Source organism: Paenarthrobacter sp. 10L420 (genome assembly GCF_056395385.1).
In genome coordinates this window covers 1-22,762 of the sequence record NZ_JBFTJK010000009.1, presented here as the reverse complement: position 1 = coordinate 22,762, position 22,762 = coordinate 1, and the positions used below count along the sequence as shown (strand labels likewise).

17 protein-coding genes are annotated in these 22,762 nt (G+C 62.5%); 9 read left to right on the top strand and 8 right to left on the bottom strand.

The genetic code is table 11. The features are described from left to right. Nucleotides 1–73: 73 nt before the first annotated feature. The gene (locus AC1DD5_RS14410; protein ID WP_442016036.1) at nucleotides 74–718 is read right to left on the bottom strand and encodes a CG0192-related protein; all 645 of its coding nucleotides are present in this window, start codon (nucleotides 716–718) and stop codon (nucleotides 74–76) included. Between the two features lie 109 nt (nucleotides 719–827). Here AC1DD5_RS14410 and AC1DD5_RS14405 point away from each other — a divergent pair, with 109 nt between their 5' ends. Beyond that, entirely contained in the window at nucleotides 828–1,166 is a 339-nt protein-coding gene (locus AC1DD5_RS14405; RefSeq protein WP_216926732.1) for a hypothetical protein, read from the top strand. Between the two features lie 131 nt (nucleotides 1,167–1,297). On the opposite strand, the gene AC1DD5_RS14400 is transcribed toward AC1DD5_RS14405, so the two are convergent. Genes AC1DD5_RS14400 through AC1DD5_RS14380 form a run of 5 tightly spaced genes read right to left on the bottom strand, consistent with a single transcriptional unit; the run spans nucleotide 1,298 to nucleotide 6,236 of the window. Continuing rightward, on the bottom strand, nucleotides 1,298–1,999 hold the full coding sequence (locus AC1DD5_RS14400; protein WP_477521881.1) for a hypothetical protein: 702 nt from the start codon (nucleotides 1,997–1,999) through the stop codon (nucleotides 1,298–1,300). Between the two features lie 5 nt (nucleotides 2,000–2,004). Further along, on the bottom strand, nucleotides 2,005–2,949 hold the full coding sequence (locus tag AC1DD5_RS14395) for a carbohydrate ABC transporter permease (protein WP_477518527.1): 945 nt from the start codon (nucleotides 2,947–2,949) through the stop codon (nucleotides 2,005–2,007). Continuing rightward, a complete protein-coding gene (locus tag AC1DD5_RS14390; RefSeq protein ID WP_442003323.1) occupies nucleotides 2,949–3,875 on the bottom strand; it encodes a carbohydrate ABC transporter permease in 927 nt (308 codons plus the stop codon). Before AC1DD5_RS14390 ends, AC1DD5_RS14395 begins: the two co-directional genes overlap by 1 nt. Before the next feature lie 8 nt (nucleotides 3,876–3,883). After that, complete coding sequence (locus tag AC1DD5_RS14385) at nucleotides 3,884–5,164, bottom strand: ABC transporter substrate-binding protein (protein WP_477521880.1); 1,281 nt, start codon at nucleotides 5,162–5,164, stop codon at nucleotides 3,884–3,886. 58 nt (nucleotides 5,165–5,222) lie between these two features. Continuing rightward, entirely contained in the window at nucleotides 5,223–6,236 is a 1,014-nt protein-coding gene (locus AC1DD5_RS14380; protein ID WP_477521879.1) for a hydroxyacid dehydrogenase, read from the bottom strand. Nucleotides 6,237–6,400: 164 nt separating this feature from the next. Between AC1DD5_RS14380 and AC1DD5_RS14375 the strand changes: the two genes are divergently transcribed. The 4 genes from AC1DD5_RS14375 to AC1DD5_RS14360 all read left to right on the top strand — a co-directional run bounded on the left by AC1DD5_RS14375 (nucleotide 6,401) and on the right by AC1DD5_RS14360 (nucleotide 12,294). Continuing rightward, on the top strand, nucleotides 6,401–8,359 hold the full coding sequence (locus tag AC1DD5_RS14375) for a heparinase (RefSeq protein ID WP_477521878.1): 1,959 nt from the start codon (nucleotides 6,401–6,403) through the stop codon (nucleotides 8,357–8,359). Beyond that, complete coding sequence (locus tag AC1DD5_RS14370) at nucleotides 8,352–9,503, top strand: LacI family DNA-binding transcriptional regulator (RefSeq protein ID WP_477521877.1); 1,152 nt, start codon at nucleotides 8,352–8,354, stop codon at nucleotides 9,501–9,503. The genes AC1DD5_RS14375 and AC1DD5_RS14370 overlap by 8 nt, the downstream gene beginning before the upstream one ends. Next, nucleotides 9,503–11,410 (top strand): DUF2264 domain-containing protein, encoded by a 1,908-nt coding sequence (locus AC1DD5_RS14365; RefSeq protein WP_477521876.1) that lies wholly within the window; start codon nucleotides 9,503–9,505, stop codon nucleotides 11,408–11,410. The genes AC1DD5_RS14370 and AC1DD5_RS14365 overlap by 1 nt, the downstream gene beginning before the upstream one ends. An 83-nt stretch (nucleotides 11,411–11,493) precedes the next feature. Then, nucleotides 11,494–12,294: a GNAT family N-acetyltransferase gene (locus tag AC1DD5_RS14360; protein WP_477521875.1), complete on the top strand. Its 801-nt coding sequence runs from the start codon at nucleotides 11,494–11,496 to the stop codon at nucleotides 12,292–12,294. Nucleotides 12,295–12,380: 86 nt separating this feature from the next. Here AC1DD5_RS14360 and AC1DD5_RS14355 read toward each other — a convergent pair whose 3' ends face one another. Further along, a complete protein-coding gene (locus AC1DD5_RS14355) occupies nucleotides 12,381–15,821 on the bottom strand; it encodes a discoidin domain-containing protein (RefSeq protein WP_477521874.1) in 3,441 nt (1,146 codons plus the stop codon). Between AC1DD5_RS14355 and AC1DD5_RS14350 the strand changes: the two genes are divergently transcribed. The 3 genes from AC1DD5_RS14350 (at nucleotide 15,820) to AC1DD5_RS14340 (ending at nucleotide 18,026) form a co-directional block, all read left to right on the top strand. Then, complete coding sequence (locus AC1DD5_RS14350; RefSeq protein ID WP_477521873.1) at nucleotides 15,820–15,975, top strand: hypothetical protein; 156 nt, start codon at nucleotides 15,820–15,822, stop codon at nucleotides 15,973–15,975. The two genes, AC1DD5_RS14355 and AC1DD5_RS14350, sit on opposite strands and share 2 nt — an antisense overlap. A gap of 213 nt (nucleotides 15,976–16,188) precedes the next feature. Next, entirely contained in the window at nucleotides 16,189–16,851 is a 663-nt protein-coding gene (locus AC1DD5_RS14345) for a GntR family transcriptional regulator (protein WP_477521872.1), read from the top strand. Continuing rightward, complete coding sequence (locus AC1DD5_RS14340) at nucleotides 16,848–18,026, top strand: MFS transporter (protein ID WP_477521871.1); 1,179 nt, start codon at nucleotides 16,848–16,850, stop codon at nucleotides 18,024–18,026. The genes AC1DD5_RS14345 and AC1DD5_RS14340 overlap by 4 nt, the downstream gene beginning before the upstream one ends. A gap of 78 nt (nucleotides 18,027–18,104) precedes the next feature. Here the strand turns inward: AC1DD5_RS14340 and AC1DD5_RS14335 are convergent, their stop codons facing one another. Further along, a complete protein-coding gene (locus AC1DD5_RS14335; protein ID WP_477521870.1) occupies nucleotides 18,105–21,539 on the bottom strand; it encodes a DEAD/DEAH box helicase in 3,435 nt (1,144 codons plus the stop codon). Nucleotides 21,540–21,704: 165 nt separating this feature from the next. Between AC1DD5_RS14335 and AC1DD5_RS14330 the strand changes: the two genes are divergently transcribed. Beyond that, entirely contained in the window at nucleotides 21,705–22,553 is an 849-nt protein-coding gene (locus AC1DD5_RS14330; RefSeq protein ID WP_477521869.1) for a DMP19 family protein, read from the top strand. Nucleotides 22,554–22,762: the final 209 nt, after the last annotated feature.

Here is a 22,762-nt window from a genome sequence, read left to right as displayed (position 1 = left end):
CGGAGTAGATGGCCCCGTTGCCAGACTACGCCGCGGGCCGCGGGACCAACAGGTGCCCGAACACAACGCTCGTTCAGGTCCGGATTACCGCTGCCAGCTCCACAGGCTTCTCCAGTCCGGCCCACTTCCCGCTGAGGATCAACTCGCTGTGGAGCTCCGGAGATGCAGCTGCGCTGGCCGAAGAATCAACATCGACAACCCGCGATACCTTCAAGCGAAGCTCACCAGCATCAATGATGGTCACGCCACTGCCCGATACCGGGGCCGAGGCACTCAAGGCGGGGACACCGACGTCGAGCGTTCCGCTTCCCTTCACGTTGACCGTGCTGGGCCGGGGCTCGCGTTCGCCGTCGACGATCAGTGCAGCCTCTTCCTGGCCGGTGAGGATGGCAGTGGCGAGGGCCTTGACGTAAACGGGGTCGGCGCAGGCGTCGTAGACCCACCGCTTGCCGAGGACGGAGTGGTCCATGGTGCCGATGAGCCATTCTTGGGCGCCGGCCAGTTCGTAGCCCCTATAGCTCAGGGGGACCTGATAGATCCGCTCTCCCGCAGCGACGACATGTGTCTCGAGCCCGACCTCGCCGGCGGGGTCGTCAAAACGGTAGGCTCCGATGAGCTCCGGGGCACCTTCCTGGACGAACCAGGGCTGTGTCGGCAGGTATCCAGCGATGAGTTCGAGCTTGGACGGGGACAGGGTTGCCTTGTGAATGATCGCCATGTTCTCCAGCCTAGGCCAGGGCGGCGTGCTGTTCGATACGGGTCCCGATGCGCGGCCTCGCCCCTGCACTGTTTACAATCGAAGTGACGCGCCGACTATTGAGGGAATCATGAAGAAACTCACCACTGTCCTGATCGCTGCCGGGCTGCTTGCCACGGCTTCAGCTTGCTCTTCGCCGCAGCTGACCACCGCAGAAACGTGTGACCGGGTGGGTGTCGCCGTTGCCAGCCTCCCGAGCAACGCCAGCAAGACCGCAACCATTCGCGTCGCCAACGCCATCCGCCCGATTGAACCGGTTGCTTCCAATGAGATGAAGCCCGTGGTCACGGCCATCCTTGAATACTCGGATGAACTCGTGAAGGAATCCCCGGACGAGAACAAGATGGGTGAGCTTTCCGCCGCCTACCAGGAAGCCGGCACCAAGTACGGCGAGCTCTGCCGCGGCTAATGACGCCCGTGGCCTGACTGCTACAACCCCGATGTTCTCTCACATCACAGCCTTTAAACCCGGACGTTCTCTCACATGATGTGAAAGAACATCCGGGAAAAGACGTCGGGATGTGAGAGAACATCCGGGGGCTAGGGGGCGCGGAGCGCCGCGTGGAAGGCGAACGAAGCGTTGCTCCAGATCACGAACAGCAGGGGCGCCGGGGCCAACGCGATGCCCAGAACGGGCTGAAGCACGGCTGCAGAGGCAATGATCCCGAGCAGGACCAGCATGGCCAGGCTCAGATACCAGCGCTGGACGGCCAAATAGAGCGAGGCCTTGAGGATGCTTTTCAGCCTTGCCTCGGGCAGAAGCACGACGCCGGCAATCGCCGTCACAGTAAGGCTCACCGCCACGGCGGCTACTACGACGATTAGCGGCACGAGGGCCGCCGCAGCCGGCATGGCCGAAACGATCGCCAGGTCCACACCGAGGAACATCAGCAGGCCAACGGCACCCAAGCCCAGCACGGCTGTCCTGCCAAAACTGCGCTTGTATCCCTGAAGGAAAGCAGCCACCGGCTTGACCGCGCCGCCGTCGTCGTTCAAGGCCTTGAAGGCAGCGAAGATGCCGGCCAGGGACGGCGCGATAGTTACCGAAAGCGCCAGGAAGAACGGCCACGCAGCGGCGGGATCGGCCACCAACGACAGGCTGAGGACCAGCGGAGCGTTGGCTATGGCGAGCAGGACGTTGCCGACCAGGAACGTGTAAATGAAGCCGAAAATGCTCCCAAAGGTTTCGAACCCCGGCCCGGCCCACCGGCGCCGCTTCTGCTGCAAAGTCGTCGCACCCACAGCACTCATCCTTTCATCCCGCTGGTTGCGATGCCCTGGATGAAGTAGCGCTGCCCGATCAGGAAGATGATGAGGATCGGGATCACGGAGATCACTGAGCCGGTCATGATCATGGCGTACTCGGCGTCGAACTGGCCAACGAAGGAACGCAGGCCCAGCTGGACAGTCCAGAGGCGGTTGGAGGTGAGGTAGATGAACGGGCCCATGTAGTCGTTCCAGGTGTTGACGAAGGTCAGCAACGCCAGGCTTGCGAGCGCAGGCTTGGACAAGGGCAGTATCACGCGGGCCCAGATACCGTACTCGCTCAGGCCATCGATGCGGGCGGCTTCGCAGAGTTCGTCCGGAATGGTCATGTAGTACTGGCGCATCAGGAACACACCGAACGCACCGAATGCCTGCAGCAGGATCAGGGCGTTGAAGCTGTTGGTCAGTCCGAGCTGCTGCATCATGATGTACTGCGGAACCATGTAGGCCTGCCACGGAACCGCGATGGTGCCGATGTAGCAGAGAAAGAGCACATCGCGGCCTGGGAAACGGACCTTGGAGAAACCGTAAGCGGCCAGCGAACCCGTCAGCACCTGGAGGCACGTGATGACCACTGCAAGGTACAGGGAGTTCTGCAGATAGCCCATCATGGGGATGCGCGTCCAGATGTCCGCGTAGTTGCTCCAAACGAATTCTTTGGGAATCCACTGGATGGGGACGGTGAGGACCTGGTTGTTTTCCTTCAGGGAAGAGGAAAGCATCCAGATGAACGGCACCATGAGCGCCACCACCAGCACCACTAGAACGCCGTAGATGACGTAGTTCGCGGTCCGCTTCTTCTGCTCGCGGGGCGAGCGCTTTCGATCCGTACGACGGCGGTCTTCCGCGCTGGGTGCGCCGCCCTGTACGGACGACGCGTGTACGTTGAGTTCCAGGGCTTTGAGGTCTTCAGCCATGTTGGTCATCAGCGTTCCCTCCGCTGTTGGATCTTGAATTGCAGGACGGTGATCGTCAGCACGATGATGAACAGGACCAGTGAAATGGCCGAGGAGTAGCCGAACTTACCTTCGCCGATGCCCTCCTGGTAGATGAGCTGGGACAGCACCGTGGTGGATCGGCCAGGGCCACCATTGGTCATAACCACAATGAGGTCGAACACCTTGAAGCTGGAGACCGTCAGCATCACCACCACGAAGAACGTGGTGGGCCGAAGCGACGGGATGGTGACGTTCCAGAAACGCTGCCAGGCGCTGGCCCCATCCACTTCCGCGGCTTCGTACAGCTCCGTCGGAATGGCCTGTAGCCCGGCCAAATACAGCACCATGTAGTAGCCCATGTCACGCCATACGCTGGTGATGATCACGGCGGGCAAGGCCCAGTCCGAGCTGGATGTCCAGCCCGGAGCCTCGGCGATGCCCACAGAGTGAAGGAACTGGTTGATCGGGCCGGTGTCCGGGCTGAACAGCATGTTCCAGACGACCGCTACGGCCACCAGGGACGTAATGTACGGAAAGAAGATCGCTACCCGGAAGAAGCCGATGCCCTTGAGCTTGCGGTTCAGGAGCATCGCGAGGATGAGAGCGAGCGCCATGGTGAGCGGGACATGGCCGAGTGCGTAGACAACCGTGTTCCGCAATGCGATCCAGAAGGAGTCGCTGGCGAACATGCGCTGGAAGTTGGCCAGGCCCACCCACTTGGGTGCGCTGAACGAGGTCCATTCCATGAAGGAGAGCGCGAACGCCGCCAGGACCGGAATGAGGGTGAAGGCCAGGAACCCAAGGAAGTTCGGAAGGATGAACGTCCAGCCGATCAACGTATTACGCCTGGCCTGCTTCCTGTTGCCCCGGCTGAGTGCCGGGGCAGGCGTCGGGGTGATGGTTTCTGTAGTCATGATGGTTCTTACTGGCCGAGAACTTCACTCTTGACGCGCTTGTCCATCTCAGCGATGCCGTCGGTGACGGACTTCTCGCCGACCATGATGAGCTCGTGCTCCTGGTTGAGGATCTTGTCCGCGGCTGCGGACTTATCGCTGACGGGCATTTCCAGGGCGGTGTCGTCCGGAGTGAAGGCCTTCTTGGACAGCTCGTCCGTGGGCATTCCGTCGAGCTTGAAGTATTCGGCTGTCACGGAATCGTTCTGCAGGGCAGGCACAACGCCGATCTTGGAGATAGCCTTGGCTCCATCTTCGCCGGCTGCCCATTCGATGAACTTCTTGGCTTCATCGGAGTGCACTGCGTTCTTGTTCACAGCGAAAGCAGTGGGCGAACCGAACGTGGTGACCTTACCGTCGTCGTTCTTCTGAGGCATTGGAGCCAAGCCCCAATTTACGTTGGTTTTGCCGTCCTTCTTGGCCTGCAGAAGACTGGAAATGTACCAGGTGCCCATGGGCATCATGGCTGCCTGGCCGGACTCGAACATGGTGCGGTAGCTGGTTTTCTGGCTCTTGGCGGTGCCGAAGTCCAATGTGGCACCGGATTTCTGCAAGTCCAGGGCGGTGTTGTACTGGTCCTGGAAGTAGCCGTACTCGCCGCTGTTCTGGTCAGCGCCGTTCTGCGCTGCTGAGATTGCCTGAACCACGGAACGCCAGATGTGGTGGTAGGTACCGTATACCTTCTTGCCGTCCGCTTCGCTGGTGAGCTTCTTGGCAAGCTCTGTGTACTTCTCCCAGGTCAGGTCCTTGGGGTCCTCAACGCCGGCGGCCTTGAACAGGTCCTTGTTGTAGTACAGGAGCCAGAAGTCCTGACGGTAGGGTGCAGCGAAGTACTTTCCATTGATATCGAACGCATCGATGCTGGCCAGGTTGTCCTTGCCCACCTTGTCCACCACGCTGTTGATTTCCTGCAGCTGGCCGTTGTTGGCGTAGCGGGAGTAATCAATCACGTTCTTCATGGTGAGGACGTCGGTGGTGTCGCCACCCGCCAGCATGGTGGTGACCTTCTGGGGGTAGTCGTCAGCCAGGATGTCCACGGGTTCAATGTCCACGTTGGGGTGGGAGGCCTCGTAGCCGTCAAAAAGGGCTTTGAACTCCGGAGTGCCCGCATAGTTCCATACCGAGACAGTCAGCTTGGTCTTGCCGTCGGCCGCCTGCGGTTCAGCGGGACCCGCAGCGCCGGCACAGCCGGTGAGTCCGAGTCCTGCAGTCACCGCAAGGGCGATTGCGGCGAGGGTTGTGCGCTTCATTGCGTTCTCCTTGGTTGGGGTTGGGAAGTCTGCCGCAGCTGCGGCTGTGTCTGAGAGGCTAGGCGCTGAGGCCGAGGTCCTCGTGAACTACTTGGGCCAGGAGGTCCTTGCCGGCGAGGTACCGTTCCAGGTCGTCAAGGGCGGCATCGGACATCCGCCGGGTTTCGGTTCCGAGTGAGCCTGCGATGTGTGGGGTGATGATCACATTGGGGAGGTCGTACAGTGTGGAGTCAGCGGGCAGTGGTTCAGGTTCCGTGACGTCCAGCAGGGCGGTGATTCGTCCGGTGGCGCACTCTTTTTCCAAGGCCGCGGTGTCAACCAGGGAACCACGTGCGGTGTTGATGAGGGTGGCGTGGTCTTTCAGGGCGTTCAGTTCCTGAGTACTGATCATATTGCGTGTTTCCGGTAGGGCAGGCGCGTGGATAGTCACTACGTCAGATACGGGCAGCAGTTCTTCAAGCGTCACCAGCTTCCCGCCCGCGGCCGCCACCTCAAGGGGACTGGCATGGGGGTCGCTGACCAGGCAGGTTACGTCTTGGAGCTGCTGGACCAATTGGACCACCCGTCGTCCGATCCGCGAGAATCCGATCACGCCCACCACGCGGCCGATATTGCCCAGTTCGCCGCGCTCGCTGATGTAGCTCCAGTCTTCGCGGAAGGAGCGGGCATCATTGGCCAGCACCTGGGCCTTCTTGCCAGCCAGGACAATCGAAGCGAAGGTGAATTCGGCGACGGGGATCGCGTTGGCATCGGCACCATTGGTGACAGTGATTCCGCGGTCCCAGAGTTCCTCGCTGACGAAGCTACGTACCGTTCCTGCACAGTGAAAAATTGCCCGGAGTTTGGGCATGCGCTCCAGGCGCTCGGCGTTGAGCCGGGGAACTCCCCAACTGGTGAGGAGGATTTCCACCTCTTCCAAGCGACCGTACAGCTCAGGATTGTCCAGGGAATCCGTCCACGGCTCATCACCAAGATCCACCAATTCTGCCAGCCGCTCCAGTCGCGTGGAATCGAACTGATCAGCAAAGGTTCCGCTATTCATGACCAGCATTGCCTGGGGCTTGAGCGACATTGAGGGGATCCTCCCTTCGGATTTCAGCCGGCCTGTTCGACCGGTTATTTATGTGTTGCATCACATCTAATAATCAGTACATACTCATGAACAAGACAGTTCATTCAACTCAATCGAGCTTGATCTTAAACGTTCACACTCGAACAAATGAGAGAAGAATTCCTATGGCAATCGGCACCGACGCCGTCCAAGCGCCACCATTGCTCACTTCGTGGGGCTCCCAGGCTGAGGCTGGGTCCCTCGTTGAATCGCTTCGCGGCGCCCGCGATCGACTCACCATTCGTCCAGTGTCCGACGCCGGATGGCAGCGCGTTGCTGCATGCTCGCTCACGAAGATACGCAGCCAGGCCACGACGGAGAAGGGCACTCCCTGGCCTCAACCGCTCGTGTCCCACTACGCCCGCTACTTTCGCGACGGCAATCGCACGGCGTACGAAGAACTGGTGGCGAGCCGGCAGCAGCGGCTGACGCGCGCCGTCGTGATGGCTGCGGTGGAGGGCTCGGACCCAGCCGAGTGGCTTGATGAAGTAATCGACGGCGCCTACCTCCTGTGCGAGCAGAGCTCCTGGAGTTGGGCCGCCCACGATGATATTTTTACGCGCAACGGCGAAGTGGTTCCTGACCGCTCCCGCCCTTACCTGGACCTGGGCGCCGGTGAGGTAGTTGCCCAGCTCGCGTGGCTGGATTTGGTGCTTGGTGAGCAGCTGGATGAGCGCGCTCCTGGCCTGCGGAAACGCATTCACTTGGAGGCCGACGAGCGGGTAATCCGCCCGTTCCTGGACAGGCTGGACTGGCACTGGCTGGGCCTTGACGGGGACGTCCACAACTGGAATCCGTGGATCCACTCGAACATCATTGTGGCCGCGCTGTTGCTGGTAGATGATCCGGAAGTGCAGGCTCAAACTGTCGCCCGGTGCATCGAGGGACTTGACCGTTTTCTTGCCTCGATTCCTGCTGACGGCGCTATTGACGAAGGCTTCGCCTATTGGTGGAACGGGGCCGGCCGTGCCCTGGAAGGCCTCGCCGTCCTGGAGCAAGCTACCGGTGGAATGCTCAACGTGGACCTGCCGGTGATCCGGGAACTCGTCGCCTTCCCGTACCGGATGCATCTGGGGCATCGTTGGTTCCTGAACGTCGCCGACGGTCCTGCCCGCGCGCCCGCAGGCCTTCCCTGGGACATGCTGCACCGTTGGGCCGTGCGACTCGGTGACTCCGAGGCAGCCCACCATGCCGCAACCTTTGCCGCCGTCGAACCCGAACCCGAACCGTGGGCTGGGCTAGGCCGCGTCCTCACCTCCCTTACCCAACTAAGTAGCAGCACAGCGCGTTTTGAGCCCTCAAAACGCGCACAGCTGCGACCTAGTTGGGGGACGTACCTTCCTTCCGTCCAGATCATGATCGCCCGGCAAACTCCCGGCACCACAGACGGGCTCACGCTCGCAGCCAAGGGCGGCCATAACGGTGAGCACCACAATCACCGCGACGTCGGCTCCGTGGTGGTCACCATGGACGGGGTCCCCTTGCTGGTCGACGCCGGCCAGCCCACCTACACCGCGCAGACGTTCGGCCCTGATCGGTATCAGATCCGGGCCATGCAAAGCGCGTGGCACAGCGTGCCGGCGCCGTTCGGCCTGGAGCAGGGGACCGGTTCGTCCTTCGCCGCTACGGTTCTCCAGGAGCCCACTCCCGAGGAGCCGGCCCTCGCACTCGGACTTGGCTCCGCCTACGGGCTGGACCACGCTGAGCAGTGGATCCGGACCTCCATGCTGAACCGGGAACTTGGAACCGTGGTGATAGATGACCGTTGGAACCTGCCGCCAGCCCCAGCGGAGGGAACGGCCGACGTCGACATCACCTATCTCGCGGCCGGCACCGTTCGCTTGGGTCATGACGCGACGGCGACGGTCACGCCCGACGGCATTCCCAACGTGGACACCACCAGGGGAGTGCACCTCCGCTGGAAGCCGGCCACCGCCGTCGTGCTCGTGGACGAATGGCACCTCGACGATCCGCTCCTCAGCGGCGTTTGGGGCGAAAAGCTAACGCGCCTGCGATTCCGCATGCCCGCCGAAACCCGCGCTTCGGGCGCATTCACCCTCACTGTGGAGACCATCGATGACTAACGAAACAAGTCCCGAGGGCAGCGGTAAGTCGCTGTTTTCGCTGCAACGCCGGGAGCGGTTGATGGAGGAACTGCGCGCCCACGGTGCTATCACCGTGCGCGACATCGCCTTGAAACTCGGTGTCAGCGAACTGACCATCCGGCGTGACGTGAACATTCTGGCCGATGAAGGCCTCGTTTCCCGCGTGCATGGCGGCGCTACGCTTCCCAGTCCACTGGACCGCTCAGTTGCGGTGGGAAGGCCATCGGCGCACAGCTATTCCATCGGCATGGTGGTTCCCTCGCTCGACTACTACTGGCCGCAAGTCATCAGCGGTGCCCGCGGCGAGGCCGAACTGCAGAACCTCCGGATTCTGGTTCGCGGCTCAGCCTACGATGCTGCTGATAATCGTCGCCAAGTCCAGGCACTGCTGGATACCCAGAACATCGACGGGCTGATCGTGGCGCCGGATATGAGCGGTGAGCATGGCAAGGAGCTGCTGCGCTGGCTCAATGCTTTGCCCATCCCCGTGATCCTGACCGAGCGGCGTGCGCCCTCCGAGATCCCGGCCCACCGCCTTGAATGGGTGGCGACTGATCATGCATTCGGGGCGGGAATGGCTGTGCGGCACCTGTGGCAGGAGGGGCACCGGATGATCGGCTGCCTCACGGATTCCACCAGTCCCACCAGCCCGCACGTGGTCCGCGGCTGGAAGCAAGCCCTTGCCGCGCTCAAGATCCCGCTGGACAAATCCATCCACGAGGATTCGGCCAAGCTGGATAATGGCGAACGCGCCAAACACTTTGACCACGTCCTGGAACTCTGCCGTTCTTCGGGGACCACCGCTATGTTGGTGCACTCAGATACCCAAGCCGTGGCGTTCGTGCAGCACTGCGTGGACCGTGGCGTGGACGTTCCCGGCAGCATGGCGATCGTGGGATACGACGACGAAGTTGCCTACCTTGCCGAGCCTGCGATCTCCGCGGTGCGGCCCCCCAAAAGCTACGTCGGCAAGGTTGCAGTGCAGCTCATGGCTGCCCGCCTGGCCGAAGGAAGGATGCGCCCCGTGCATCGGATTGACCTGAACCCCGAATTGATCGTACGGGAATCGTCCGTGGGTGCTCCGCGCGTCCGGACAGGCGTTGTGCTGGAGGATTCGCTCTGATGGCTCTTGTGCTGCCTCCGCTGGACTTTGCATTGTCACCTTTTACCGGCTTGACCCGCGATCACTGGTGCGCTTATACGGACTACTTGTTGCGTTCGGCCCACCAATTTGGGACCGAGGACCACGCGAACATTCACCTCCCGGGCGCCAACAGCCGGTACGGCCCGCGGAGTGATTCGCTGGAAGCCTTCGCCCGGACCTTCCTGCTTGCTTCCTTCCGCATCGCCGGGGATCCTGCCACCACCGGCTGGATCGCCGAGTGGTACGCCGAGGGGCTCGACGCCGGAACCAACCCCGCAAACCCCAACCGGTGGCCGACACCAGGGGAGCTGGGACAGGCGAAGGTAGAGGCGGCGTCGTTGGCGGTTGGCCTGGCACTGACCCGCGATGTGCTGTGGGACAAGCTCCCGCAGCGTGTGCAGGAGCAGATCATAGCCTGGTTTGAGACCGTGATCGGCGAGGACTATCCGCCCATCAACTGGGTGTGGTTCCAGATTGTGGTGGAGACGTTCCTGGCTTCTGTTGGTGGGCGCTACTCGGACGAAGACATCGACGCCGGACTCGCCATCCACGACTCGCTCTACCGGGGCGGGGGCTGGTTTGCTGATGGACCGGAGCGCGCGTACGACCACTACGTCGGCTGGGCTTTCCAGGTGTACCCGCAGCTGTGGGCTCTGATGGCACCTTCCGATCCCCGGGTTTCCGCACGCAAGAAGCTCGACGGCGACCGGCTGGCTGATTTCCTGGATGACGCTTCTTACCTGGTCGGGTCCAACGGGGCTCCTATGATTCAGGGGCGAAGCTTGATATACCGGTTCGCAGCCGCAGCGCCGTTCTGGGCAGGGGAGTTGTCCGGGCACACACGTCTGCAGCCGGGTTTGGCGCGCCGGACTGCCTCCGGAATGCTCGACTACTTTGCCAGGCACGGGTCCATCACTGAGGATGGGCTCCTGTCCATCGGCTGGCACGGCGAGTTCGCAGGCATGAAGCAGGCGTACTCCGGCGCTGGATCGCCGTACTGGGCTGCGAAGGGGATGCTCGGGTTGGCGTTGCCAGCGGATCACCCTGCGTGGACTGCGGTGGAAGCTCCCCTGCCTGTTGAGGTTTCTGACACCCAGCGCTTAATCGCGGCTCCGGGGTGGCAGGTGGACGGGACTGTTGCCGACGGGGTGGTTCGGATCCGGAACCACGCGACCGATCACGCTGTGGTTGGGGCTTTGGTTGCCGACAGCCCTCTTTACGCCCGGATGGGGTACTCCACGCACACGTTCCCCGACCTCTCCGCAGAGTCCGTGGACAACGCCGTGACGTTCGCTGACGCTGATGGTGCGCTGACGCATCGGACCGGGTTTGAGTACCTTGGTTCGTCTTCCGAGGGCGGAGTCCAGGTGGGCGCATCACGGTTCACTGCTCACTGGATTACTCCTGATCCCGACGCCGGCCCCGACCACGGCAGTGGGGTTGCCGGAACTGCGACTCCCGGGCCTTCGGTCACAGTGGTTTCTGTGACGCGCGGGACTGTGGAGCTTCGGCTGGTTCGGGTGCGGGGTGCTGCTTCTTCGGGGGCTTCGCTGCGGATTGGCGGGTGGCCGGTGGATGCTGCGTCTTCCGTGGTGAGCTCTGTCCGGGCGGTGCCTGGTTTTGGCTTCGCACTGGACGCGTCCGGGACATTTGTCCAGTCCGGGGCACACCCGATGGGTTCGGAACTCACTATTCCGTGGGTGGGAACCGCGGGCACCGTGCACGGCGGCGACTATGCCGCCGTCGTGATTCTCGCCGGTGAGGGAGGTGCTTCGCCGGAAGCAGGGGTCACGTTTGTTGCCGGGGAAGGGCAGGGCGAGGGGCGCTTCGTGTTCCCGGATGGTGCTTCCGTGGACCTCGAGCGGCTCGCCCATTTCGACGCGTAGCTGCGCATTCGACGTTGCGCACGGCCTTGTGCGCAGCCAGCCATCGAATCGGGCGACTCGCCACGTTGCAGTAGGCTCGCGGAATGACTCAACTCGAGACGAAGGCCCGGTTCCTCGCAGCCTATGATCAGCAGCTTCGTACCGATGCGGAGACTCCGAGCGCATTGGAGGTCACTAAGCACGGCCCCCTCCGTCTGGCGACGTTCCTTGGCGGACGCGGGTTCATCACGTACCGGGACCTCGGCGATGCGGATGAGCAAAGCGTCAGGCGGCTCGTCGAAGAGGCGATCGCGTACTTCCAGGCCAAACCCGAAATCATCAAAGTCGAATGGAAAACCCGTGGCCACGATCATGCTCCTGGTTTGCACGAGGCTCTGTTGCACAATGGCTTCACTCAAGACGATCCGGAATCGATCATGATCGGCGAAGCCCGGGCGTTGAGCGTCGATGTGCCTCTTCCCGACGGCGTGACGCTGCGGCAAGTGGTCGACGAACCGGACGTGCGAGCCATGAGCGCGATGCAGGACGAGGTGTTCGGCGAACCGGTGTCGGATGAGATGGCTGATGCCTTGCTGCGCCGGCTTTCTCTGGACGAGAGCATGGAGCTGTGGGTGGCAGAGGCGGACGGTCACCTCGTCAGCGCCGGACGGCTGGAACCCGTCCCCGGCACCGACTTCGCCGGAATCTGGGGTGGCGCGACCCGCCAAGAATGGCGTGGCCGCGGGATTTACCGGGCGTTGACGGCGCGCCGTGCCCAGTCCGCGCTCGCTAAGGGAAAGACCCTCATCCACAGCGACTCCACCGAATTCTCGCGCCCAATTCTGGAGCGCTCCGGACTGCTCAAGGTCTCGACGACCACCCCGTACCGCTGGGCGCGTGGCTGAAGAATCCGTCTGTGGCCAACACGTTTAAGCACCCCGCGCCTCCTCCGGACGGATCTGGAGGAGGCACGGGTAGTGACAAATCGTGCCTACTTCCGCTCGGCGAAGTAGGTCACGCACTCGCCCTGATCACCGAACACCGGCGATGGACTCGTCTTCCATCCATTGCTCTTGCACGCGTCCTTACCGGTGGAGAACGTCACCCGGTACTCCTTCGTGGTCCCATTCGGCGCTGTCACGGTGACGACCGCCGTCGGGTTCTCAGCGGTGGGCTGCTGGACCGTAACCTTCGCGTTGGTGTCCAGCGGGTAGCCGACGACGGCGGGAGTCGCCGACGTCGACAACACCCGATAGTCGCTGGTTCCGGCAGCAAAACCCACGACCGAGGCTTGGTTCACAAGGAGCCTGCCGAGATCGGCGAGCCCGGCATCCGCCAAGCGGGAACCGGCGATGGCCACCTCAGCGACCTTCGTGTACGAACCCGTGGTCACGAACGAAACCCTGATCCCACGTGTGGTCACGGGGTCGAAGCGGACGGTGACCGGTGCCGCCGTCGAGAGTCCCGTGATGGTTCCGGCGGACGTATCCTTCCAGATGCCAGCGGCGTCCTGGTACTGGATCTTGAGGCTCTGCGCTGCTTTTTCCGCAGACGTCACGGCCACGGAGGAAACGGTGTAGTCCCGGCTGAAGGCGTAGCTCAGGCTGTCACCGGCCCGGCCACCGCTTACCCAGTTGGACCAGCGGGTGGAGGCGTTGGCGTCGCACGTGTTCTTGGCGATGTAGGAGCCCTCGGTGTAGCTGGCGGTTGCGCTTGTTGTGGGGTCGTCCTTGCAGATGTTGCTGCTCGGAACCCGGTCCACCACCACGACAGAGAGGGTCGCGGACAGGGAGCCAGCCTTACCCGGAACGGTCACTGAACCAGTCGATTGCAGCGATGAAGCATCAAAAGAAGACCAGTCCCACGCCACTGGCAGTGGATTGCGGGCAGGACCGTCAGCGATTTGGCCGGGGACCGTGCTCGGCGCTGCCGCTTGGACCGAGGCCAAAGTGGAGCCGACACCAACAGTCACAGACGCCGGATCCGTTGCCACGTACTGCCCTACAGTCACAGTCAAGAGCGCATCAGTGAACGTCTGGCCGTACGGATCAACACCTGAACCGTGGAGTGCAACCTTCCCTTCCTTCTGCCACGCTGCTGGATCTACAGGGGACCACGTGACTGCAAGCGGTTTGCCCGGGCCGGCTTTGTAGAGCGGAGTCACCGTGCTGGGGAGGACAGGTGCGACGCCGGTGAGCGTGCTGAGCTCCAAAGGCTGAGTGCCCAGAAGTTTCAAGTCCGCGATGTCCGTGAAGGCCCAGGACTGGTGCGGGCTGCCTGTTGCTGTAGCTGTGGTTCCTGTTGAGGACGCCAACGCCACAGACGTTCCGGCCGCAGTCTGGTTACCCGACACCTGCAGGGCAATTGCAGCGCCAGCGTTCACCAGCGACCACTGCTTGCCGTTCTCCGTCGTCACTATCCACTGTGCAGCAGGAGTCGCCTTGGCTTGGTCCAAGGTCAGGGAAGCAAGCGAAGCAGCACCGGATTGACTGGCGTTCAGCACACCACCATTGCCTGTGAGCACCTGGCCGTCCTTGTTCGTCAGGACCCAACGGCGATCATTCGCGAACTCATCGTCAGCATTCACTGCGTTGAACGTCCAGATCTGCGGAGCCACGCCCGCAGCGTCCGTACCCAGTTCTTCGATCGAGGAAGAACCATCCGGGCGCGCCGTCAGGTACTTGCCGCTTGCCTCACCGGTGAGGTGATAGCTGTGGCCGTCCTGCACAGGCGCGGCGTCGTCTGAAACTCCGCTGACGCCGTCGACGACGAACGTCACCACTGAGGCGGCAGGAACCTCAAGCGTGGCGGACTTTGACGTGGTGTTGACGGCGACAGGCGCACCTTTCACCAGCGCGTTCTTCTCGATGTCATCCAGCGGGGACTTGGTGGTGACCACCGGCGTGACGCTAGCGCCTGCCGCGATGCTGCCAAAACGGCTCAGATCGATGGTGACCTTTTCCGGCGTCGGGGTGTCATTGAAGTGGACCAGGGTGGCGCCGTTGCCGTCCGCGCGGAGGGCGCTGGCGGTCTTGGCGTTGTCGTTCTGGATGAGGAAGTCGCCCGGACGGATATAGTGGGTGAAGTTGCGGGTGGTGTTGTACTTCTGGTTGGTCAGGACCTTGCACTTGGCTTGTTCCTGCGAAGCGCCGTCATTGAGCCGGCGATTGGAGAAGCCTTCGCGGCCCTCGTAATTGCAGTCGAAGTCAACGTAGATGGAACCCCAGCCCTTGTCCGCCTTTTCCTGTTTGTACGTGTCCTCAACAGGCTGCCAGAAGACCCACGCGTCCGGTTCGAGTTCGCGGAGGTCGTTCACCATGCGCCCTGCAATGCCCAGGCCGTTGGTGATGTTGGAACGGTCCCAGCCGCTGGTGGAATCGCCGAGCGCCGGGTTGCCCGTCCAGAATCCGCCCACTTCGCTCATCCACAGCGGCTTGTCCGTGGAGTTGGCGAGGTCGCGGACCCTGCGGCGATCATTGGTTCCGTAAGTGTGGACATTAAGCTGCCCAACCGCGTCCTTGGCCTCTTGGCTGTAGCCGTTCCAGTTGGTCATGAACTTGGTGGGATCCGTCTCGTCCATCGCGGAGATGACCGCATCCGTACTGCCCTTCTCCAGTTCCGCGGCCAGGAGTTTGGTGACGCGATCCTGGGCGGCAGGGTAGATCAGCGCGCCCTCCTGCTTTTGCGTGTACGTCGTCGGCGGCTTCCCCGTGGCGGCGTTGATGTCCGTGCCCCAGTAGCCCGAGTTCGGCTCGTTGAACGGATCGATAGTGTCCACCTTGATGCCACTGCCCTTTTCGAGAAGCTCGACGGCGTGCCTCATGTAAGAGGCGAACTTACCTTCAGCTTCGGGCAGCAGGTTCTCGCCCTTGTTGGTGTTGACCTGGCCGGATACGTAGCCACTCTTGGTCATGAACCAGGGTGGGGAGTTGCTGAAGGCCTCCCAGTGGGTGATTTGCTGGTCGGCGGCGAGGCGCTCCACCCACCACCGTTGGTTCTGATCGGCGTCGGGGTTATAGGACGCGGGGTCATCCGGGTTCCACTGATTCAGGAATGCGAGCTTGTTGGCTTGTGTTTTGTCGACTGTCCCGTCGGGGTTGTAAAGGTTCGACGGCGCCTGGCCGGCTTGCGCGTCGGTGACCGGCTTCCACCATCCCTCCACAGCGCTGCCGTCGTTGAGATAGTTGGCTACGTCCGAGGCATTGCCGCCGCCCACGTTGTAACGGGCGATGTTGAGGTTGAGGCCGTCCTCGCCGAAGACCTTCTGGTACAGCTCCTCACGCAGCTCGGGGGAGTAGCCCGCCGTCGCATTCGCAAACCACACCAGGCTCGTTCCCCAACCTTCAAAGGCCTTGCCCCGGCTGGCGGGGTTAGGGGTGATGGTTACGGCTGCTGCATCGTCGGCTGTTGCTTTCGGTGCTGTTGCGGGCATGAGTGCAAGGCTCGCTGCGGTAGTGACAGCTGCCGCCAGCACAGCCACTGGCCTTCGGATTCTTCGCGCGGTAAACGCCATGGTGGACCTCATCGTCAGGGTTGTCTCGGTGCTTGGCCCGGCTTTTGGAAGGCTGGGCAATGCGACCCTATGAGGCCCTTGACGGGGCAACAAGGCACTCGAACAGGCTCGAACGGGGTTGGTCAGAAGTGGTCGCCTCCATTCAAGCAACGCGGGGTCACTTCTGGCCCATGTTTCGCCTCGGAAGGGGCCATAAGTGACCCCGGGTTGCTTCCGGTTTGCTCACAATTCCCACAAGTTGTATAGATGTATACAAGTACACACAACTCTTAGCCAGGGTGGCAGCATGGCAGATCAACCACGGAACACGGGAGCGCATCTCGTTTACAGCGAGCTCAAACGGCGCATCCTCAGTCTCGAGCTCAAACCCGGAGAGCGCATCTACGAGCCAGCGATGGCCACTGAGCTCCAAGTCAGTCGAACGCCTCTGAGGGAAGCCATCCGGCGCTTGATTTCCGAGAGCCTGTTGGAGCAGCAAGCCACCGGGGGAGTAGTTGTTCCGTTGCTGGACGCGACGGCGATTTCCGAACTCTACGATGTACGGGCTGCACTGGAATCGTTGATGGCCCGCGAAGCGTGTGCCAAGGCGACAATGGAGGAAATCGAGAAGCTGCACGGGATCCTTGAACGCAATGCAGCCATGGTGGGATTCGCTGATGAAGCCATGAAGTATGGCGTGACCTTGCACGCCACCATCGCAGCTATCGCCGGGAACTCGTGGGCTCAACGCTTCCATGACCAGATCTCGAGCCAAGTTGAGCGGTACAGGCACTTCACCAACAACTCCCCCGACCGCCGGGAAGAGGCCCTCGCCGACCACCGGGTACTTGTGGAAGCCATAGCCTCGAAAAAGCCGGACAAGGCGGCGAAGATCGCGTTCGACCACGTCATCGCCGCCCGGGATGAGACGCTGCGCGCCATTTCAGGCGCCGGTCCCGTGATCGGATGATTGGCGAACTGGGACGGCGCTCGTCCACCGCTCTTCTGATCCATTCGGCCCTCATCCAGGCCGTTACTTTCCTGGTCCGGCCAGCCACCAGCTACAGGGCGTTGGAACTGGACGTCCCCGGGTTTGCGCTCGGTCTTCTCGCTGCAAGCTACGCAGTCTTCCCACTGCTCCTCGCGCTGCCCATCGGCGGACTCGTGGATCGCCTTGGTGAGCGTCGGCTCATGGCGATAGGGTCCGCCGTCGTGCTGGGTTGTTCCGCTTTTCTGCTGTTCTTCGGAACATCAGTTCCCGCCCTCGTAGCTGGGACGGCCCTTCTTGGCGCCGGGCAGCTCGCTTGTGTTGTGGGGCAGCAGGCGGTGGTTGCGAACAATGCAGAGTCGGCGCGCTTGGACTCCGCCTTCGGATATCTGACGTTCGCCGCATCGCTGGGTCAGGCACTTGGACCGCTGGTGATTTCCTTGGTGGGCGGCGCCTCCGTCCGCCCGGATACTAACGCGATCTTCCTTCTGGCGACGGCCATGAGCCTGGTGCTCTTCGTAACAACTTTTGTTGTCTCGTCCAAGGTCAGCCGGAGAAGGCGTATGTCCAAGGGATCCGCTGGCGCCAAGGGCGGCGCCATGGCACTGCTCAAAACCCCTGGCGTGGTCCGGGCGTTGGCAACCAGCGCCACCGTCCTGGCAGTGGTGGACCTGACCGTCGTCTATCTACCCGCCCTGGGTGCAGAGCGGGGCCTGAGTGCGGCAACTGTTGGCCTGATGCTGACTGTTCGCGCGGTGTTGTCCATGGTTTCGCGGCTGGGGCTTGGCAACATGTCCCGGAAACTGGGACGGATGAGGCTGCTGGTCCTGAGCCTGGCGGTTTCCACGGTGTCACTGGCAGTAGCTGCCATTCCGATGCCCATGTGGTTGCTCTTCGTCGTCATGGCGTTCCTAGGCCTAGGCCTGGGAATCGGCCAGCCGCTGACCATGTCCTGGCTCTCAGCCCAGGCCCCCGAAGGCCAACGCGGACGTGCGCTGGCCTTGAGGCTCGCCGGCAACAGGGTGGGCCAAGTTGTCCTGCCGAGCGCGATCGGAGTTGTGGCCGTGGGACTCGGCGCGGCAGGCGTCTTCCTGGCTTCCGCAGTGGCTGTTGGCGGGACGATGCTGTTACTGCGTGGGGTGCGGCTGGACGACTGACCTCCGGCCCAACTGACTGGCATTAGTGGTTGTTCCCAGCGCTGGGAACAACCACTAATGCGAGCTAGTTTGGGGAGATTATTCGGCGAACAGCGCCGCCAGGTCATCCGCCGTCAACGAGCCACCAGCCAGCGCGTCGCCTTCCATCACATCCGCGAACAGCTGCGACTTCTTGGCCTTCAGCGCCATGACCTTTTCCTCGATAGTGTCCTTCGCGACCAAGCGGTAGACCATGACGTTGCGGGCCTGTCCGATGCGGTGGGTACGGTCCACAGCCTGCGCCTCGGACGCGGGATTCCACCACGGATCCAGCAGGAACACGTAATCCGCCTCGGTCAGGTTGAGCCCGAAGCCACCGGCCTTCAGTGAAATCAGGAACACCGGAGCAGCACCGTTCTTGAACTCGCTGACCACATCGCCGCGGTTTCGGGTGCTGCCATCGAGGTAGCAGTACTCCACACCCTCGGCGTCCAAACGCTCACGCACCTTGCCCAGGAATCCCGTGAACTGGCTGAAGATCAGCGCCCTGTGGCCCCCGGAGATGAGGTCCTCCAGCTGCTCGAACAGCACATCGAGCTTGGATGACCGCACCCCTGACAGCGACGAATCCACCAACGACGCATCCAAACTAAGCTGTCGCAGCAAGGTCAGTGACTGGAAGATCGTGAAACGGTTCTTGTTCACGTCATCGATCAGCCCCAGGATCTTCTGGCGTTCGCGCTGCAGGTGCGTCTGGTAAACCTTCTGGTGCCGCGGGTTGAGCACCACCTCCAGGACCTGCTCCTGCTTGGGCGGCAGGTCCTTGATGACCTGCTCTTTCGTGCGGCGCATCATGAGCGGACGGACACGACGCCGGAGCTTGGCCAGCTGCGCCGAGTCGCCGTTCTTCTCCACTGGCTTCTGGTAATTTTCCGCGAACCGCTTGGGACTCGGGAACAGGCCGGGCGCCACGATCGATGTCAGCGCCCAGAACTCCATGAGGTTGTTCTCCAGCGGAGTGCCCGTGATGGCCAGTTTGAACCGGGCCGGCAGCTTGCGCGCGCACTGGTATGCCTTGGATTGGTGGTTCTTCACGAACTGCGCCTCGTCCAGCATCAGGCCGGCCCACTGGAATGTTGCGTAGGCATCGTAATCAATGCGGAACAGGGCATAGGACGTAATAACGACGTCGGCACCCGCCAACGCGTCGACGGGTGACAGGCCGCTCTTCGCAAAAGTTTCACCCACGGTCCGCACCACAAGCCCGGGAGCGAAGCGCTGCGCTTCCGCGGCCCAGTTGCTCACCACGCTGGTGGGGGCCACCACCAAGAACGGAGCGCGCGTTGAGGAATCAGCCGTAGCAGCAGCCAACTCCTTGGCCGCACAGATCAGTGCGATCGCCTGCACAGTCTTGCCCAGGCCCATGTCATCGGCCAGCACGCCGCCCAGGCTGTGCTTGAACAGGAAGCTGAGCCAGTTGAAGCCCTCAAGCTGATACGGACGCAGCTCAGCGTTAAGGCCAGCCGGCAGCGGAAGCCCGGTGACGCCGTCGTCGAGCAATCCGCCCACGGCCTCACGCCACGCGGCGGCCTGCTCGTCGACGATCCCCAGCTGTGCGAGCTCGTCCCAGAGTCCGGCCTGGAAGCGGCTGATCTGCAGGGTGCCGTCCTTGTTATCCGGGTTGTCCTGGAGGGACCTGGCTTCGTCGATCAGTGCGCGCAGCTGGTGCAGCTCGGGCAGGTCGAGCGAGAAGTAGGCGCCGCTGGGCAACAGCATGCGGCTCATTCCGGCGGCAAGGGCGGAGAACACGGCGGCGAACGAGACCGGTTCGCCTTCGAGTGTGATGACGATGCCGAGATCGAACCAGTCGCCGCTCGCCGTTTCCTTCGTGGAGATGGAGACAACGGGAGCTTCGGCGGCTTCGCGATAATCTGCGATGTCGCCGGAGGTTTCGACCACGACGTCGGGCAGGTCCTTGAGCGCTGGCAGGATCTCCTCGGTGAAAGCCAGCGTGTCCAGCCCGGAAAGCTCAGCCGAGGCAGCGAGCCGCGGAGCGCCCCAGCCGCCAGTAGCGGATTCCGCCAGCGCAGGCACCACGTCCCACGGCCGGCCGATCGAATCCAGGATCCGGGCTTCCTCGAGGTCATCGCGGTAGCCACGGTCATCCGGATGCCGCCACAAGGGCTGCGCGGTGACCAACGTGCCGGACTTGTAGTGCCACTCCCAGTGCAGCCGGACCTTGTGATCGGTGCCGTAATTGGCGAGCAAGGAGAGCGTAGGCACCGCCAGAGTTGGCAGTTCCACGGATTCATCCGCCGCCTTGACGGGCGTTGACTGCCGCAGCTTCGGGTAGAACGAGGTCAGGAACCTGCTCTCGTCCTCGGCCGGAATCTGAAGCGTTTCGCCCTCGGTAACAAACTCCAGCAGTTCATCACTGACGCCGCCTTCAATCGGGGCGAGCGTGATCAGGTTGTTCTGCTGAGGCACGCCGGGCAGGGCTTCGGCGCCGGAATGCGTGAAGAAAATCCCATACGCAGGCTTGCCCAGGAAGCCCACAGTTCCGGCATCAACCTGCTCGCCGCCTACCGTCACCGACGGCGCAAGCTGCAGGCCGCCGTCGGGCGTTTGCTTCCCGTCTTTGGCGCCCAACGCTTCAAGGCGCGCCAAACTGAGTCCGACGACGGCGGGTTGGGTCTCGACGTGGACAGGCTCGCTACCAGCCGCGTGAATCAGCGGAATGCCGGCTTTAGTGGCGTCGGCGAGGAGGGTCCAGAGGTTCTTGGCGGCGAAGTCGTTCAGGCTCAACCACATGGCGCCGGACGGTTGCTGGCGGCCATTGCTGGAACCGTGCGCAGCGAGGAAAGTCTGAAGCCACTCGACGTGTGCCTCATTGAATTCGCGGCGGAAACTGACGTAGCTGAGGTTGTTCCAGGAGACGTCGCCGCGGATCCATTTGCCCTTGGCACCCATCATCACGGGGCGGGCCTTGAGCTGCCGGACACTGCGCATGGGGTCACGGCGGCCTGTGTAGGAGAAGTGGGCGGCCGGTTCCTCCACCTCGAACTGCAGGGCGAGCGGAATGCCGGCAGTGCTCGGTGCGGTGCCCGGCTTCGCGATCAGCCTGTTGAGGGCTTGCTCCCAAGCCGGCCGCCCGGAACCGCCCTGCTCGGAGGACCCAAGGCGCGAGGTCTGGATCCCCGGTGCCTGGGACAGGAGCTGGGCGCGAATGGTGGGGTGGTCTTCAGCCGTGAAAAGCAACGCGGCCACATGCTTGCAATCCTTGCGGACCGGGCAGCTGCAAATACCTACTGTGCAGCTCCAGCCGCTGGGCTTGCGAACCAGCTTGGCCGACGTCGAATACGGTTGCGGCCCAGTGCCGCGGACCTTGCCAAGCAAGAGACCGGTGGCCGAATCGAAAGAAATTCCGCTCACGCGGCTGCCCATGGCATAGGCCAGTCCGGCCGCCAAAGAGCGGTCGTTAATGGCAGGAGTCTGAATGGCCAGTTCCCAGGTTTCGTCTGTGTGGGACGGCATGCGTCGGGCTACTTTCGGCAGGAGGTTATCTGCTCAATCTTAGTCAGCAGAAAACGGCTCCCAAACTTCGCCCTCCGTTAACCTCTACCTCGATTGCCGCGCTGCTCCCACGCGTACGTTGAAAGCGTCCGGAGCACCAACAGCTTTCAGCAGTGAGGATTTCCCATGACTACCAACGAGTACCCCGTCGTCCTGAACAAAACCAGCTTTGAAGCGGGCAATGCAGACGTAGTGGATTCCAACGTCAACGTCGTGAACCAGATGTACGCGGAGCTCCTCAACAGCGACGAAATCGCGCCGGCTGCGCTCAACAGCTACTTTGTCGATTTCTACATGACCCAGGCATTGGCCGGTGGATTCGCCCAGTACGTGTTCACCGCCCCGGAGCGTGAAGAGGTTGACGCCTACGTGCGTGCCGGTTTGGAAGGCATGGGCGCCACCCGGCACCTTGACCTGTTCAACCGCACCGCAGCAGCCTTTGATGCGTTGAGTGAGGACGACGCCGAGGCCTACCTCGACGGCGAGCTGGACGAGTCCGAAACGCCTCTCGCCGCTGTTGTCGTCCTGGATGAGCTCGACGGCGAATTCGAGGCATTGCTGGAAGAAGAGGACATCATCGACCTCAACGCCGCCTACCTTCGCGGCTCGTCCGAACTGCTGGTCCTCTCCGATGAGGAGCTTGAAGCGCACATTGCTGAGCGCGTCGCCCTGATTCCGGACCTTGCCGAGCGCCAGGCTGACGCAGACGAAGAAGCCCTTGCCAACGCTCCCGAGTTCGAGGTCATCATCCGGGAACTGTGCGATGTGGCTGGCTACGCGCTGCAGAAGATCACCATGGGAGACCCCAACTACGAGCACGACGGCGTGAAGACCCTCGCCTGGCACTTCGCCACCGACCACGGCGACTACATCATGGTGGAGGACGACGACGAAGCATTCATGATCCACCCGGAGACCAAGGAAATCATCGCTGCCGTGGAGTTCGAAGAGTCCGAGGAGCTCGCGGACGCGTAATTCGTTCGATCGCGCGTGACCCGCCGAGAACGCCGGAACACTGCGAGATCGCCGTAGCGTCGGTATATATCAAGCTGTTTGTGACAGCGGGGTGGGTTGTTTGTGGTTGATGCCGGCCCGGGGAGGGACTCCGGGTGCGGTGGGCCTGCGGCGGTAGCGGTGTGGGTTGCGGGCGTAGCAGGCATCGAGTGTTGTTTGCCGTTGCCGGC